The organism is Amycolatopsis sp. (assembly GCF_035276945.1).
In the GTDB taxonomy this organism is placed as follows: Bacteria; Actinomycetota; Actinomycetes; order Mycobacteriales; family Pseudonocardiaceae; genus Amycolatopsis_E.
In genome coordinates, this window is record NZ_DATELF010000120.1 from 43,116 (window position 1) to 58,180 (window position 15,065).

General features: G+C 68.4%; 9 protein-coding genes and 4 pseudogenes. 6 read left to right on the forward strand and 7 right to left on the reverse strand.

Annotated features, from left to right (window positions below; all coding sequences use genetic code 11):
* Nucleotides 1-39 precede the first annotated feature (39 nt).
* The 3 genes from VJT49_RS21950 to VJT49_RS21960 all read left to right on the forward strand — a co-directional run bounded on the left by VJT49_RS21950 (nucleotide 40) and on the right by VJT49_RS21960 (nucleotide 3,246).
* On the forward strand, nucleotides 40-1,191 hold the full coding sequence (locus VJT49_RS21950; RefSeq protein ID WP_324166767.1) for a Gfo/Idh/MocA family oxidoreductase: 1,152 nt from the start codon (nucleotides 40-42) through the stop codon (nucleotides 1,189-1,191).
* Between the two features lie 103 nt (nucleotides 1,192-1,294).
* Nucleotides 1,295-2,458 carry a dihydrodipicolinate synthase family protein gene (locus VJT49_RS21955; protein ID WP_324166768.1) on the forward strand — a complete coding sequence of 388 codons (1,164 nt, stop codon included), beginning with the start codon at nucleotides 1,295-1,297 and terminating at the stop codon, nucleotides 2,456-2,458.
* Nucleotides 2,458-3,246: a sugar phosphate isomerase/epimerase family protein gene (locus tag VJT49_RS21960; RefSeq protein ID WP_324166770.1), complete on the forward strand. Its 789-nt coding sequence runs from the start codon at nucleotides 2,458-2,460 to the stop codon at nucleotides 3,244-3,246. The genes VJT49_RS21955 and VJT49_RS21960 overlap by 1 nt, the downstream gene beginning before the upstream one ends.
* A 127-nt stretch (nucleotides 3,247-3,373) precedes the next feature.
* Here VJT49_RS21960 and VJT49_RS21965 read toward each other — a convergent pair whose 3' ends face one another.
* The 5 genes and pseudogenes from VJT49_RS21965 to VJT49_RS21980 form a co-directional block, all read right to left on the reverse strand.
* Complete coding sequence (locus VJT49_RS21965) at nucleotides 3,374-5,671, reverse strand: ATP-binding protein (RefSeq protein ID WP_324166771.1); 2,298 nt, start codon at nucleotides 5,669-5,671, stop codon at nucleotides 3,374-3,376.
* 345 nt (nucleotides 5,672-6,016) lie between these two features.
* Nucleotides 6,017-6,136: pseudogene (locus tag VJT49_RS35390) on the reverse strand (hypothetical protein); the annotation flags it as partial.
* A gap of 171 nt (nucleotides 6,137-6,307) precedes the next feature.
* Nucleotides 6,308-7,090 carry an FAD:protein FMN transferase gene (locus tag VJT49_RS21970; protein WP_324166772.1) on the reverse strand — a complete coding sequence of 261 codons (783 nt, stop codon included), beginning with the start codon at nucleotides 7,088-7,090 and terminating at the stop codon, nucleotides 6,308-6,310.
* Complete coding sequence (locus tag VJT49_RS21975; protein ID WP_324166774.1) at nucleotides 7,087-7,554, reverse strand: FMN-binding protein; 468 nt, start codon at nucleotides 7,552-7,554, stop codon at nucleotides 7,087-7,089. Before VJT49_RS21975 ends, VJT49_RS21970 begins: the two co-directional genes overlap by 4 nt.
* Before the next feature lie 3 nt (nucleotides 7,555-7,557).
* Nucleotides 7,558-8,973, reverse strand: a complete 1,416-nt coding sequence (locus VJT49_RS21980) for a ferredoxin reductase family protein (RefSeq protein ID WP_324166775.1) — start codon at nucleotides 8,971-8,973, stop codon at nucleotides 7,558-7,560.
* A gap of 941 nt (nucleotides 8,974-9,914) precedes the next feature.
* Between VJT49_RS21980 and VJT49_RS21985 the strand changes: the two are divergent.
* A pseudogene (locus VJT49_RS21985) lies at nucleotides 9,915-10,232 on the forward strand (DUF6623 family protein); the annotation flags it as partial.
* A 208-nt stretch (nucleotides 10,233-10,440) separates the two neighbouring features.
* Here VJT49_RS21985 and VJT49_RS21990 read toward each other — a convergent pair.
* Both VJT49_RS21990 and dnaK read right to left on the reverse strand, forming a co-directional pair.
* Nucleotides 10,441-11,189: pseudogene (locus tag VJT49_RS21990) on the reverse strand (hydantoinase/oxoprolinase N-terminal domain-containing protein).
* A 141-nt stretch (nucleotides 11,190-11,330) separates the two neighbouring features.
* Complete coding sequence (gene dnaK, locus VJT49_RS21995) at nucleotides 11,331-13,190, reverse strand: molecular chaperone DnaK (RefSeq protein ID WP_324166777.1); 1,860 nt, start codon at nucleotides 13,188-13,190, stop codon at nucleotides 11,331-11,333.
* A gap of 275 nt (nucleotides 13,191-13,465) precedes the next feature.
* Between dnaK and VJT49_RS22000 the strand changes: the two genes are divergently transcribed.
* A complete protein-coding gene (locus VJT49_RS22000; protein ID WP_324166778.1) occupies nucleotides 13,466-13,735 on the forward strand; it encodes a GntR family transcriptional regulator in 270 nt (89 codons plus the stop codon).
* Nucleotides 13,736-14,864: 1,129 nt separating this feature from the next.
* Nucleotides 14,865-15,065: pseudogene (locus tag VJT49_RS22005) on the forward strand (hypothetical protein); the annotation flags it as partial.

The following is a 15,065-nucleotide window of genomic DNA, read 5'->3' on the forward strand; positions in this document are numbered from 1 at the left end:
CATACCCTTCTCGGGAAGCGCTTTCCAAGGAGGCATGCAATGGCGCCACGGGCTCTGGGCGTGATCATGAACGGTGTCACCGGGCGGATGGGATACCGGCAGCATCTGGTTCGCTCGGTGCTCGCCATCAACGCCGACGACGGCGTCGAACTCTCCGACGGCTCCAGGGTCCGGCTCGACCCCGTGCTGGTCGGGCGCGACAGCGGCAAGCTGGCCGAAATCGCCGAGCGGCACGGAATCACCCGGTGGACCACCGACCTGGACGCGGCCCTCGGCGACGAGGACTGCCCCATCTACTTCGATTCACTGCTCACCGCGGTTCGCGAAAAGTCCCTCATCCGGGCGATCGACGCGGGGAAGCACATCTACACCGAAAAGCCGGTCGCCGAATCGGTGGAAGCCGCGTTGACGCTGGCGCGGAAGGCGCGCGAGAAGGGCGTCAAGAACGGCGTGGTGCACGACAAGCTGTACCTGCCGGGGTTGCGCAAACTCAAACGCCTGGTCGACAGCGGGTTCTTCGGCCGCATCCTGTCGGTTCGGGGCGAGTTCGGGTACTGGGTGTTCGAGGGCGACTGGCAGCGGGCCCAGCGGCCGAGCTGGAACTACCGCAGCGAGGACGGCGGCGGTATCACCGTCGACATGTTCTGCCACTGGAACTACGTGCTGGAGAACCTGTTCGGCGCGGTCGAGGCGGTGACGGCGAAGGCCGTGACACATGTTCCCAGCCGCGTCGACGAACACGGCAACCGTTACCAGGCCACGGCCGACGACGCCGCCTACGCCATCTTCGAACTCGAAGGCGGTGTGATAGCGCAGCTCAATTCCTCGTGGTGCGTCCGGGTACACCGCGACGAGCTGGTCGAGTTCCAAGTGGACGGAACGAAGGGCAGCGCCGTCGCCGGGCTGCACAAGTGCGTCATCCAACCGCGCGAAACCACCCCGCGTCCGGTGTGGAATCCCGATCTGCGGGAGACCGAGTCCTATCGCGCGCAGTGGCAGGAAGTGCCGGACAACGCGGAGTTCGAGAACGGCTTCCGAGCCCAGTGGGAACAGTTCATCCGCCACGTCGTGGAAGACGGGCCGCATCCCTTCGACTTCATGTCCGGTGCCCGGGGAATCCGGCTCGCCGAAGCCGGTCTCGAATCGTCGCGGACGCAGCGCCGCGTCGAACTGGCGGAGTTGCGGCCATGACGACCAAGTCGACCCGCGGCCGCCAAGCCGAAGACCGGGCGCGCCTTCGCCCGCCCCCCGCCGACACGATCGCGGTCGCGCGCGGACTCGCGGAGGAACAGCCGTGACCGCCGTGACGCTGCCCGAGGCGGACGGGACGCTACGCCGCCACGAGCTGGGTGAGCCGCGGGCCTGGTCACGTCCTGCCGGGCCGCTGCGCGCACGGGTCGCCTTCGCCGCCGCGCACGTGGTGGCCGACCCGCTGGGCGACAACCGTCCCGGAGCGCCTGCCGCCGTCGACTGGGACCACACCCTGGCCTTCCGGCGGCATCTCTGGTCCTACGGGCTCGGTGTCGCCGAGGCGATGGACACCGCGCAGCGCGGTATGGGCCTGGACTGGAAGGCGACGCGGGAGCTGATCCTGCACAGCTGCGCGGCGGCGAAGGAGGACGACTTCCGGATCGCGGCGGGCGCCGGCACCGACCACGTGCCGGAAGCGTCCAGACTGGACGAAGTGCTGGCCGCCTATACCGAGCAGCTCGAATTCGTCCAGTCGGCCGGTGCCCAGGTGATCGTCATGGCCAGCCGGCAACTCGCCGGTCTCGCCCGGGGTGTCGCGGATTATCGCCGGGTCTACGACCGGTTGCTGCCGCAGGCGGACGAACCGGTGATCCTGCACTGGCTCGGCCCCATGTTCGACCCGGCACTGGCCGGCTACTGGGGTTCGGGCGACACGGCGGAGGCGACCACGCACTTCCTCCAGTTGCTGCACGACCACGCGAAAAAGATCGACGGCGTCAAGGTGTCGCTGCTGGACGCCGACCACGAAAAGAAGCTGCGCACCGAACTGCCTCCGGGCGTCCGGCTCTACACCGGGGACGATTTCAACTACCCCGAGCTGATCAAGGGCGACGGCACCTACCACAGTGACGCCCTGCTGGGCATCTTCGCCGCGATCGCCCCGGCGGCGTCCCAGGCGCTGCAGGCGCTGGAGACCGGTGACGAAGCCGCCTACGACAGGTACGACGCCGCCTTCGCGCCGACGCTGCCGTTGGCCCGGCACGTGTTCGGCGCCCCGACCTTCTACTACAAGACCGGGATCGCGTTCCTCGCCTGGCTTTCCGGCCTGCAGCCGGGGTTCGCGATGGTCGGCGGCCTGCAGAGCGCCCGCGGCCTGCCCCATTTGGTCCAGACCTTCGTGCTGGCCGACCGGGCGCGCCTGCTACCCGATCCGGAACTCGCCGCGGACCGGATGGCCGCCCTGCTCAAGGTCTACGGGGTGGGCTGATGCTTTCGCTGAACCAGAAGACCGTCGACTCGTGGTCGCTGCCGGAGGCCGTGCGGGGTTGTGTGCGGGCCGGAATCGGCTCCATCGGCGTGTGGCGGGAGCCTCTCCACGAGGTCGGGGTGGCCCGTGGCGCGGAACTGATCGCGGAAGCCGGGTTGCGGGTTTCTTCGCTGTGCCGTGGCGGGTTCTTCACCACGGCCGACGATCTCGACGACAACCGCCGGGCGATCGACGAAGCGGCCACGCTGAACGCGGACTGTCTCGTGCTCGTGGTCGGCGGCCTGCCCCCCGGTTCGCGTGACCTGGCCGCGGCACGCCGTCGCGTCGCCGAGTCCATCGGCGAGCTGGCGCCCTACGCGCGCGAGCGATCGGTGCGGCTGTCGCTCGAACCGATGCATCCGGTCTACTGCGCGGACCGCGGGGTGCTGTCCACCCTGCGTCAGGCGCTCGACCTCGCGGAGCCGTTCGACCCGGCCGTGGTGGGCGTGGTCGTGGACACCTTCCATGTGTGGTGGGACCCGGAACTGGAGGCACAGATCGCACGGGCGGCCGGGCGGATCGCCGGCTTCCAGGTGTGCGACTGGATCACGCCACTGCCCGCCGACACGCTGCTCGCGCGGGGCATGATGGGCGACGGCCACATCGACTTCCGGCACATCCGGGCGCTGGTGGAAAAGGCGGGCTACACCGGCGACATCGAAGTGGAGATCTTCAACGCCGACCTGTGGCGCCGCGACCCCGACGAGGTGCTTTCCCTGATGGCGCGAAGGTTCGCCGAGCATGTCTGAGTTGCCACGCAATCGGTCAGTGGCGGTCTTCCTGCGGACGTCACCTACTTCGACTACGTGGTGGACGAGGCTTGAGCGCGAACGTGGAACTCGCGCGACGGGAAAGGGGGACTCGCGCGTTGGCGGGTCAACTTGTCCGGGTGGTCCAGGCGGCTACCTGCGTCCGTGAGGTGAAGCCGAGCTTGGCCAGCATGTTCTCGAGATGGCTATCCACGGTGCGCCGGGACACCACCAGTTTCTCGGCGATCTGCCGGTTGCTGAGTCCCTGCGCCACCAGTTCGGCGACCTGCCACTCTCGCGCCGTCAGCACCGCGTGCGTCTTGTTCGCAGGCTGTGCCGACGGCTCCTGCCCGTCGAGCGCGTAGGCGATGGCCTGGTCGTACTCCAGGCGCTCTCCCCTGGCCAGCTCGGCGTTGAGCACCCGCGGCGGCAGGGCGGCCGCGACCGTCTCCTCGCAGGCGGTGTGCTGCTCGGCGAGGTGCGGGCCGAACGCGCCGATCGAGGTGCCGATCCGGCGCCAGATCGACCGGATCGCGCCGAGCAGCACCGCGGCGTTGCGGTGCTCGCCCCCGGCGGCCGCGATCCACGTCAACAGTTCGATCATCAGCGCCGTGCCGACGTGGTCGTTGAACCCGCGCTGGATTTCCAGGCCGGAACGGGCATAGGCGGCCGCGGTGGGAAGCTCGCCGTGCACCCTGGCGTCGAACCCGAGCGCCCACAGCGCGTAGGACTTGCTCCATCGCTCGCCGTGCTGGTCCGCGAGCGCGATCGCCCGCCGCGCCGTCGTGCTCGCCCATTCGTCGCCCGCGTGGGCCTGCGCGATCGCGAGCTGGCACAGTGCCATCCCGACCAGATCGTCCTCGCCGGGATGGTTTTCGATGGCCCGCAGAGAGGTTTCGATCGCCTCGGCCAGCTGTCCCCGGAGCATGGCCGAAGTGGCGTGAAAGCCGGTCGCCCAGCCACGCGAGCGTTGGTCCCCCACCAGCCTCGCGAGGAGCCCGCAAACCTGGAGTGCCACACCCGCCGGCTCCTGGTCACCCTGCAACAGCATCACCCACGCCGACACCCACAACGCGCGGATCCGCTCGGTCGTGCAGTCACTCCGGCCCTCGGCCACCTTCAGCGCGCGGTCGATCCAGCGCCGTCCTTCGCTGACGAAGCCGTCGGCACACCAGTGGTAGCGCAGCGCGGCGACCAGCGCCAGCGCCTTCCGGGCGCCATCCCGCCTGCTGGTGGACCATTCCAGCGCGACCTGGAGGTTGCCGTGATCGGTGCGGAGCCTCGCCAGTGCCGCCTCCTGCCCCGGCCCGTTCCAGCCGCTCGCGATCCGTTCGGCCAGCTCGACGTGGTAGTCGCGATGCCGGTCCTTCAGGCGCGTGGCTTCGCCGTGTTCGGCCAGTCTTCGCCACCCGTATTCGCGGATGATCTCCAACATCCGGTACCGCGGCGGGCCCTCGGCCGGGGCCGGCAGCACGACGGACTGGGCGACCAGGCGGTCGATCGAGTCCATTATGGATATTTCCAGCAGGTCGGGCCCACCACAGACCCCCTCCGCGGCCTCGAGCGTGAACCCGCCCGCGAACACCGACAGCCGGGCCCACAGCAGCCTTTCCTCCGCCGAGCACAGCTCGTAACTCCAGTCGATCAGCGTACGAAGGGTGCGCTCGCGCGGAAGGCTTGTCCTGGCCCCGCCGGTCGACCGGTCTTCCAGCCGTTCGAGGATCTCTTCGAGGGACAGCGACCGCAGGTGTGAGGCGGCGAGTTCGATCGCGAGGGGAATCCCGTCCAGCCGTTCGCACAGCTTCACCACGGCTTCCCGGGTTTCCTCCGTCAAGGGGCGATCCACCCCTACCGCACGCGCGCGCTCGATCAGAAGGGCCGGGGCGTCGTGCTCGGCTGACGAAGGCGCCTCGGCCGAGCTGGGCAGGGATAGCGGCATGACCGGGTAGACGTGCTCGCCGGGACCACCCAGCAGCTCACGGCTGGTGGTCACGATCTTCAGCCGCGCGCAGGTCCGCAGCAGGCGGTCGCACAACGCCGCGCACGCGTCGAGCAGGTGCTCGCAGTTGTCCAGCACGACCAGGACCTGCCGGCCGGCGAGGTGATCGACCAGCTGCTCCTCGGCCGCCCGCGTGGACTGGTCCAGCATGCCCAGGCTGCTCACCACCGCCCGCGCCACCAGGCCCGGATCCCGCACGGAGGCCAGATCGACCAGCCACACCCCATCGGCGAACGACCGGCCCGAGGCGGCCGCCACCTCTTCCGCCAGGCGCGTCTTGCCCACCCCCTCGACGCCCGTCAGCGTGACCAGACGGGCTACCGAGAGCAGCCGGCGGACCTCGCTGATCTCCCGCCGCCGCCCCACGAAACTGGTCACGGCGGCAGGCAGGTTCCCCGCCGGGTGAGCGGGCGTACGGTGCCGCATGAACTCGGGATGGTAGCCGGAATCCGCTCTGTTGCCGCCGTACCACCACAAAAGGCGTCGGCAAGCGGATGCGCTCATCTTTCGTGAGCACCACCATCCTTCGCCACCAGCGCGGGCGAGCCAGTCGACATCCGCGACCGTCCCGTCCTTCGGAATGCCGTAGACCTCGGCCAAGGTGCGCAGCCGCGGTCCCGCGGCCCCTAACAAGTCCGGGACCTGGCGCCGTCCGAGGCCGCGGTCGACGAACAGCCCAGGCAAACCCGCGGGGTGCCTCCCGGGCAAGTCAGGCCGCGGTCCGCGTAGCGATGCGGACGGCATCCTCAAGATGATCGCGCGGTATGCCGTTGTCAAGACCGCGCGTTCCGCCAACCCGATGAACGGGATCACGGGCCCCCGCGGAAGCGTCGTGAGGATCGGCGAGCCCACGACCTCACGGCGGCCGGGCGGGTGGTTGCGGTATCCCTGTGCCCAGGGGTGCTCTCGCGAACGTCGAGATGACGAGCGGCCTCGCGCACCGTGTACAACGCGGTGGAGAACCGATCCACATCGGCTCGTTCGTCGACAGCGGTCACCAACAAGTCGCCCTCCTCGCGGCGCTCCGGTCGCAACGCCGAGATCGCCGAGTTGGGCGCGCGGCTACACACTCCGCCGGCCCTCGATCACGGTGGTCGAGCCGTCGGCCCAGACGACCAGGCCGCTGCGCCCGGAGCGGGTCCGAAGCCAGCGGGCGGCGTCCTCGCCCTGGGCGTAGGCGGCGGTGGCGTCGATGTCGGCCCAGGTCAGTGAGCCCGCCACCACCGTCACCGACGCCACGCCGGACGGCGGCAGCCCGGTACGGGCGTCGACGAGGTGGTCGCCCCGGTGCGCGGTGCCCGAAGTGGCCACCGCGCCGGTGAACACCGGTACCACCGCGATGACCCGTTCCGGGTCGTGCGGGTGCTCCACGCCGATCCGCCAGGGGCCGGCACCCGGATCGAGCGTCCGGCAGAGGAGGTCACCGCCGGCCGAGAGGCAGAAATCGGTGGCCGGCAGGGCGCGCAGGTGATCGGCCGCGCGTTCGGCGGCCCAGCCTTTCACCACCCCGCTGGGATCGAACACCGTCACTCCCCCGGGACCCGCGCGTTCGATCCGGAACGCACCACCCGAGGCGTGCTCGGCCCGCTCCCCCAGCGCCAGCACCTCCGCGACCTCGGGCGGGCAGTCCGCGAGGTCGATCTCGCCCCGGCCCAGGCGGGAAACGACCGAATCCGGCCGATAGGTGCTGAACACGTCATCGACCTCGGCCAGCGTGGCCATGGCTCCGGCCCATGCCGTGCGTGCGGCGTCATCGGTGGTGTGGCGGCCACGCAGGGCCAGGCTGATCGGCATGCCCATCACGTGTTCGACGTAGCGGGCCGGGCCCGTGACCGCCTGCCTCACAACCCCGCCTTGTCCAGCGCGCCCTGCAAGGACTGGACGTAGCCCTCGCTGGTCACCGTGGCCCCGCTGACCATGTCGACGTTCGCGCTCTGCGTGTTCAGCGTGTCCTGCACCAGGATCGGCAACGCGGTGGCGTTGATCTCCCGGTCCCGGGAGTTCCCGCTGGGACACTGCACCACGGAAACGTTGGTGATCTTGCCGTTCTGCACGGTCAGCTGGACCTGAACCGGCCCCCAGCGGGTCTGCGCCACCGGTCCCGTCACCGTCTTGACGTCCTGGGAACCGGAGCCGCCGGAATCACCCGTGGTGGCGCTGGGAGCGGCGCTTCCCGGACCCGGGAGGCCCGGCGAGGGCGCGACCACATCCGAACTTGTCGCGAGCGCGCCCGAGGTCGAGGTGTGATAGCCGAAGAGCAGCACCAGCACGGTGATGGTGCTGAGGACCCACATGACAATGCGTTTCATGATTCACCACTTGAAGTTCTCGATGTGGAGCCGCTCGGCGGGAACACCGGCGGCCTCGGCGGAGCGGCGCACCGCGGCCGTCCACTGCTCGGGTCCGCACACATAGACGTCGCGTTCGGCGATGTCGGGGACCCAGAAGGTGAGCGCCGTCAGATCATCGACACCGTTCACGTTCACGCCGTCGCCGAGCCAGGAGTCCGGATGGCGGCGCCTGCCGGGCAACCGGAGGAGCTTCAGCCCCCGCTCACGGGCCAGCACCAGGAACTCGCGTTCGAACAGGGGGCGATCGGTGAACCGGTGCAGCAGGACGGCTTCGCCGGGCGCGTAACCGAGGCCCTCGGCCAAGGCGCGCAACGGAGTGATGCCGACACCGGCGCCGATCAGGGCGACCTTGGGGCTGTTCCGCGCACGCCCGGTGAGCCGGCCGTAGGGCCCCTCGAAGAAGACCCGCGTGCCGGGGCCCAGCGCCGCGACCCGGGCGCTGTTGTCCCCGAGCTCCTTGACCGTGATGCGCAGGCTCCGCCCGTCCGGGGCGGCCGACAGCGAGTACGGATTGCCGCGCGTCCAGCCCTTCCGGTTCAGGAACCGCCAGGTGAAGAACTGCCCGGCCTCCGCCCGCAGGCGGCCGAGGTGACGGCCGGTCAGGTAGACGGAGAACACCCCGTCGCCCTCGGGCGCCACCGCGGCGACCCGGAGCCGGTGCCAAAGGTTCCGCCCCAGCGGCACGGCGACGCGCCAGAACAGGACCGCCCCCGCGGCCGCGGCCCAGACGGTCCACCAGAACACCGTCGCGCCGGGCGAGGCGAGGAATTCCTGACCGGTCCACAGCTGGTGCGGCAACGCCAGCCCGACACCGAGATAGGCGTACAGGTGCAGCAGGTGCCAGGACTCGTACCGAATCTTGCGCCGGGCCGCCTTGACGCTGGTGACCACGACCATCGTGAGGGCCACGGTGCCGGCCAGCGCGAGCAACATGCCCGGGTAGTCGGTGGTGAGGTCCCAGATCGTGGCCGGTGTCGCGCCGAGCTCACCCGCGGCGTAGCCCCAGGTGATCAGCACGATGTGCGCGATCATCAGGTTGAACGAGGTGAACCCGACGAGACGGTGGTGCCGGATCAACTGGTCCTGGCCGAAGGCCCGCTCGAGCACCGGCACCCGCGCCATCAGGAGCACCTGCGCGAGGAGCAGGTCCGACGCCAGCAGGCCGGTGAGCCGGCCGGCCGAGGTCAGCCCGGTCTCCCACCCGGTCATCGCCTGGAAGCCGCCGCCGGCCGCCCACCAGTACGCGACCAGCAGGAGGCTCAGCCAGAGCGCGGAGCCCGCGACCAGGCGCACCCCGCCGTCGAACTTCGCGCGCCCATCGGCCGGAGCGGCGATCACGGGTACCGCGACGGCGCGGCGGTCCGGTATGGCGGTCACACGCGCCTCCCACCGTCGGTACGGAAGGGTTCCCAGCGTGACCTGTGGTGTGCTGCTTTTTGCATGGCAATCCTTCTGGTCCGGGTCAACAAATGGTCGCCGATCCGGCTGAGAGCAAGATAAGGAAATGCCTGTGTTTTCACTGGGAAACACTACCGGCGAAAAGGGTGACGGAAACAACACGGAAGCAACTGGGGCGGGAATCCGGATTCGTCACCGATCCGCATCGTCACCGGCGAGTTCGGCTTTTCGCGACGCGGAAGGCTCACCGAGAGAGGTTCGAATCCTGTCCTCCCGCCACACGCAGGATCTTCGACCCGGAGCAAGACTCGTCCCAGTACGGCCGGACGTATTCGGCCGAACCGCGCGTCAAGTACGGATGTTGCGCGTCATGGTTTGGTGATGCGGGGGTGACGCTGGGCGGGTTGCCGGGCGACCCGAACCCCCGGCTTGCCCTGTTCATCAGACACGCGCCGAGCCTCTGATCTGACAACGAACCCAGCCACACAACAGTGACGTGCGTGACAAACCTTCCGCCTGACGACTCGCTAGACGTCGTGCTTTGCACTTGTTTCCGGCATTACATTCCCAAAACTGCGTTGGAGCGCATCCATGGTCCCGCGCTCGTGGTCTTCGCGAATCGCCTCGATTCGCTGCACCAAGAGGCGCACCTTATCGCCAGAAGAATATTCTACCAGTCAGTGCGGCGGTACGCCCGGAAGCAGTCCTACGAGGTAGGGCACCACGCTCAGGTGCGGTACGAGCACACCTGAGCCGATCGGAGGAGTGATGGACGTGGCGAAAATGTTCTCGTCGTGGATCGCGGCACACGGTATCTCGGTCGAGCATCCACCCGACTCCTTCGTCCGCAAAGGTAACGGGGTCACCAGCTCCGTGGGGGGCACCGGGACCGGCAGTGCCCGTTCAGCAACTACTTCCACGTCGCGATACCGACGCCGGTCATCGTTGAGGACCGGCGGGCGACCCTGCATGCCGTGCACTATCTGTTCGATACCCGAGGCACGGCCAGGCTGACCGAGGTGCACGTATTCGACGGCCCTTCGGAGATAGGCACGTCTCACACGCAAATGAACATAACGGGCAATCACTCCGGCGGCCTCGACGCGTTCAACGGCATCGAGGTGAACCGGGACGGCATAGCGTGGGGAATCGGACTGACGCTCAAGTTCGAGGCGAGCGACAGACAGTCGGAAATCTTCTTCGCTGGGTTCGGCGCGGACTTCTACCACGACATCTGAGACCGAGCCGGACCGCGCAAGAAATCACGCCGAGAGGGCGGCCTGCGCGACGCCGCCCTTTGACGGTGGCCGCGCACGGCCCGAAACCGACAGCTCCGTCAACGTGATTGCCATCAACCGCGCGTCGTCGCTCTCCGATGACTCCCTGCTCCATCGACGCCGTTCTACCGGGGCGTCTTTCACTCGACAACGTTGCTTGACGAGATATCTATTCGGGTACGCCCCAGCGGCACCGGCGGTGCCACCGCTGGAGGTCATCACGGTGATCTTCGGTTCGGGCAGGCGGGACGAGAGGTTGGACAGGTAGCGGCGCATCACCGGCTCCATCGCGGCGTTTGAGCACGCAGGTGGACGCCCGCTCGAACTCGCGGAACCGCGGAAGCAGGGCACTGGACCGGCTGATCGGCACGCCCAGCCGCTCCAGCGCGGCGGTGAGCCGCCGCTCGTGCTCCGTGCCGGCGTAGGAGAACAGCAGGCTGATCGCGATGGATTCGGGATCGGCTCGCTCGACCTCGCCGACCACGCGCCCGATCTCCTCGTCGGTGAGCTCGACCACCGCGCGCCCGTCAGGGCCGGTTCGCTCGGCAACCGTAACGACCTGGTCGTGCGGCACCAGCGGCTCCGGGCGGGCCACGGACAGGTCGTACAGCGCCGGCCGGTCCGGGCGATCTGCAGCACGTCCGCGAAACCCTCGGTGGTGACCAGCACGGTGCGGGCGATCTTGCGTTCCAGCACCGCGTTGGTGGTGGTGGTGGTGCCATGCGGCAGGAGCCGGGGTGGGCCGCCCGGCCACCCCTCGTGGACGCCGTGCGCGACCCCCTCGGCCTGGTCGCCCGGGGTGGTCGGCACCTTCACCGCGCGCGGTGAGTGTCCCCCGGCGTGCACGACGACATCGGTGAACGTGCCGCCGACATCGACACCGGCGCAGGCCTCGGACCGCTTCGCCATGTCGGTCATCTCCTCGCCGCATCCCCAACCGTATCGCCGGTGTCCCGCCGATGCTCGCGGGCACTCCGGGCCCCAGATCTTGACCCCTCGTCGGCGCGACGATCACGAAAACCCCAGCGGTGTGGATGGGTCGTGGTCCACCGGCCGGGCTCAGGTGTGGTCGGTGTCCTCGTCGACGATTTCGGCGTCGACCACGTTCTCGCCCTGCGATTGGCCGGACGGGCCGGCCCCGGCGGGGCCACTGTCGCCCGGGGTCGTCCGGGCGGACGCGGACTGGGCGTAGAGGGCCTCCCCCAGGGCTTGTGCCTGGGCTGCGAGTTTGTCGGCCGCGGATTTGATGGCCGCGACGTCGCTGCCTTTGAGCGCGTTGTCGACGTTGGTGATTTCGGTCTCCACTTTCCGCCGGATGTCGGCGCCGACCTTCTCGCCGTGCTCGGCCAGTTGCTTCTGGGTCTGGTAGACGAGTGTCTCGGCCTGGTTGCGAATTTCGGCCTCCTCGCGGCGTTTGCGGTCCTCTTCGGCGTGTGCTTCGGCGTCCTTGATCATCCGGTCGATGTCTTGCTGGGGCAGCGCGGAGCCGCCGGTGATGCGGATGGACTGTTCCTTGCCGGTGCCGAGGTCTTTGGCCGAGACGTGCACGATGCCGTTGGCGTCGATGTCGAAGGTGACCTCGATCTGGGGGATGCCGCGTGGGGCCGGGGGGATGCCGGTCAGTTCGAAGCTGCCGAGTTTCTTGTTGTGCGCGGCGATTTCACGCTCGCCCTGGAACACCTGGATCTGCACCGACGGCTGGTTGTCGTCCGCGGTGGTGAAGATCTCCGATCGTTTGGTGGGGATGGTGGTGTTGCGCTCGATGAGCTTGGTGAACACGCCGCCCTTGGTCTCGATGCCCAGTGACAGCGGGGTCACGTCGAGCAGCAGAACGTCCTTGACCTCACCCTTGAGTACCCCGGCCTGCAGCGCCGCTCCTACGGCAACCACTTCGTCCGGGTTGACCCCCCTGTGCGGGTCCTTGCCGGTCAGTTCCTTCACCAGGTCGGTCACGGCCGGCATCCGGGTGGCGCCGCCCACGAGCACCACGTGATTGATGTCGCCCACACGCAGGTCGGCGTCGCGGAGCACGGCCTCGAACGGCTTACGGCAGCGGTCGAGCAGGTCGGAGGTGACCCGCTGGAACTCCGCCCGCGACAGCGTCTCGTCGAGGAACAGGGGGTTCTTGTCGGCATCGACGGTGATGTAGGGCAGGTTGATGTTGGTCTGGGAGGCGGCGGACAGCTCGATCTTCGCTTTTTCCGCGGCCTCGTTGACCCGTTGCAGTGCCATCCGGTCCTTGGTCAGGTCGATGCCGTGGGACGCCCTGAACCTGTCGATCAGCCAGTCGACGATGCGCTGGTCCCAGTCGTCACCACCCAGGTGGTTGTCACCGCTGGTCGCGCGGACCTCGACCAGCCCCTGGCTGACGTCGAGCAAGGAGACGTCGAAGGTCCCCCCGCCCAGGTCGAAGACCAGGATGGTGTGCTCTTTCTCGCCCTTGTCCAGGCCGTAGGCCAGCGCCGCCGCGGTGGGCTCGTTGACGATCCGGAGCACATCGAGGCCCGCGATCTGCCCGGCCTCCTTGGTGGCCTGCCGCTGCGCGTCCTCGAAGTAGGCGGGCACCGTGATGACGGCGTCGCTGATCTTCTCACCGAGGTAGGTCTCGGCGTCCCGCTTCAGCTTCATCAGCACCCGAGCGCTGATCTCCTGCGGAGTGTAGTGGCGCCCGTCGATTTCCGGGCTCCTCCAGTCGCTGCCCATGTGGCGCTTGACCGAGCGGATAGTGCGGTCGACGTTCGTCACGGCCTGGTTCTTGGCGGGCTGCCCCACCAGCAGCTCGCCGGTCTTGGTGAAGGCCACCACCGACGGTGTCGTGCGCGAGCCCTCCGAATTGGGGATCACTGTGGGGTCGCCACCCTCGAGGGTCGCCACCACCGAATTCGTTGTACCCAAGTCGATACCAACAGCGCGAGCCATCGTGCACTTCCTCCGATCCCGACTCGCCGCAGCCTTGTACTTGTAACTGCGCCGCCGACGCCACGTCCGCCAAGTCCATCTGCGACTGTCGCGTCGGGAGCGACCTGACTGGCCCGCGTCAGACACGCCGACGGCATTCGTCCTCGATCGACGCCGGCATTTCGGGGCAGGCGCCGACGTCGAGTTCTCAAGGCACATCCCCGTGCCCTTGCGAAGAAACCCGCCCCGAAGGGTGCGCACCTCAATCAACTGTCTTCATCTTACTGGAGGTTCAGGTGCTGTGTCGGCTCCGCGAGCGGACGGCGGCGGTCGCTGCCGGGGAGCTGGCGGTGAACCAGGTCTTGCCCGCAGAGGTGCGGCTGGCGCGGGAGTACGGCGTGTCCCTCGGGACGGCGCGGCATGCCAGCAAACTGCTTCACGACTTCGGCTTGGTGGTGACGCTCAGGGGCAAGGGGACGTTCGTGGTCCGGGTGGCCTCCGAGGACGATGCCCGGCGCATCTCGGAAGGTGAAGAGTCCCGCGAGACGTGGGAGTTCGAGCGGTGACCACCGACCAGCGATCCGGCTTGCCGGACCCGTCGCCTGCTCAGCTGGGGTTGCAAATCGACCAGGTGCGGAGCTCATGGAGCTGTTCGAGCCGGTGTTTCACGCCCTGCACGACGTGGAGGAGCAAGCGAAGGAGTCATTGCTGCTGATACCGCCCTCATTGGGGAGAGGAGATGGCGGGGTGGAGGTGGCCTGCTCACGCAGGCCGACGCCTGTGTGCGCGGGGCGGAACGGGTGGTGATGGGGCGATATTCGGTGGGAGGCTGGTCTGCGGCGCAGAGGTGTCCGCTGCCGCTGACCAATCTGGGCGATCCGTAACCTGCTTGCCCCGGCGTGCATGATGCTCCTATGCCAAAGACCGCAGCGAAGGAGCGCGAGGACGAGTTCCTGAGTTGGCGTGCGCCGCGCTGCCGAGTGGTACACGATCGCTGACCGGCCAGATCGTGCGGGCATAGCCCATGACTTGACGGTTGATGCCGTGATACGAACCGGGCTGAACGACGACGACACCACTGAGTCTGACGTTGCCGACCTGGCACGGCGGCTGTGGGTCGAACGACCGCACGGCAGCCTACCCGTGGATAGCCCCCACTCCGCCTGCGGTGGAACTGGGTTCCGACGTACACCATCTGGTCGGGATGACAGGATTTGAACCTGCGACCCTCCGCTCCCAAAGACCCGGAGATCACGTTCAGGGTCGTGTGAACGAGTACGTTTTCCCTGGTCGGAGCCATTGCTGAAACAGGTGGGGCGGTCCGTACGGGGTTGAACTGAGCCCCGATTTGAGCCCCTGCCCGCGCAGGTACGAAGCATCGGCGACGGGTCGCTGAGCTGCCGCCTGCCCGTTTCCAGCGTCCGATCACACCCAAGCATCCCTGAAAGCCCCTCTACGACCATCTGAGGGCGCGTTTTTCGGCCTGTTGCTGGCTCTCAGCGCGACGCAGGCAGTCAAGAGACCACGGACGGTCTCCCCCCACCTGTTCCAGCCGTCCCAACCCGTCACAGGACTTGTGACAGGTCGATTCGGCTCCACAGCTGGGCAAACGTCGCGGTGACGGGCGAGACGGGTTGCCGCCCCACCCGTCACAGGGCCTGTCCGGTGCCGCTCGCAGGCCGTATCCTGAGTGGTATGAGCACGGCCCACGACTTCGAGCTTCCTCCGCACGCGGGTGCGCCTGCGGAGGCGGTAGACGCTGCCGCTGATGGGCAGGTGGTGTACCTCACCCGCAACGGCGAGGTGATCGCGGCCATCGTGCCGAAGGACGTTGCCGCGGCCGGAGCCGGTGCGCTCGACGCCTTGGAAGATGCCGATGACATCCGCGCGGCCCGC

Excerpts from the sequence above, each read along its gene's own strand:
- VJT49_RS21965 (WP_324166771.1), bottom strand. The coding sequence starts at position 5,671 with ATGCGGCACCGTACGCCCGCTCACCCGGCGGGGAACCTGCCTGCCGCC.
- VJT49_RS21950 (WP_324166767.1), top strand. The coding sequence starts at position 40 with ATGGCGCCACGGGCTCTGGGCGTGATCATGAACGGTGTCACCGGGCGG.
- dnaK (WP_324166777.1), bottom strand. The coding sequence starts at position 13,190 with ATGGCTCGCGCTGTTGGTATCGACTTGGGTACAACGAATTCGGTGGTG.
- VJT49_RS21960 (WP_324166770.1), top strand. The coding sequence starts at position 2,458 with ATGCTTTCGCTGAACCAGAAGACCGTCGACTCGTGGTCGCTGCCGGAG.
- VJT49_RS21975 (WP_324166774.1), bottom strand. The coding sequence starts at position 7,554 with ATGAAACGCATTGTCATGTGGGTCCTCAGCACCATCACCGTGCTGGTG.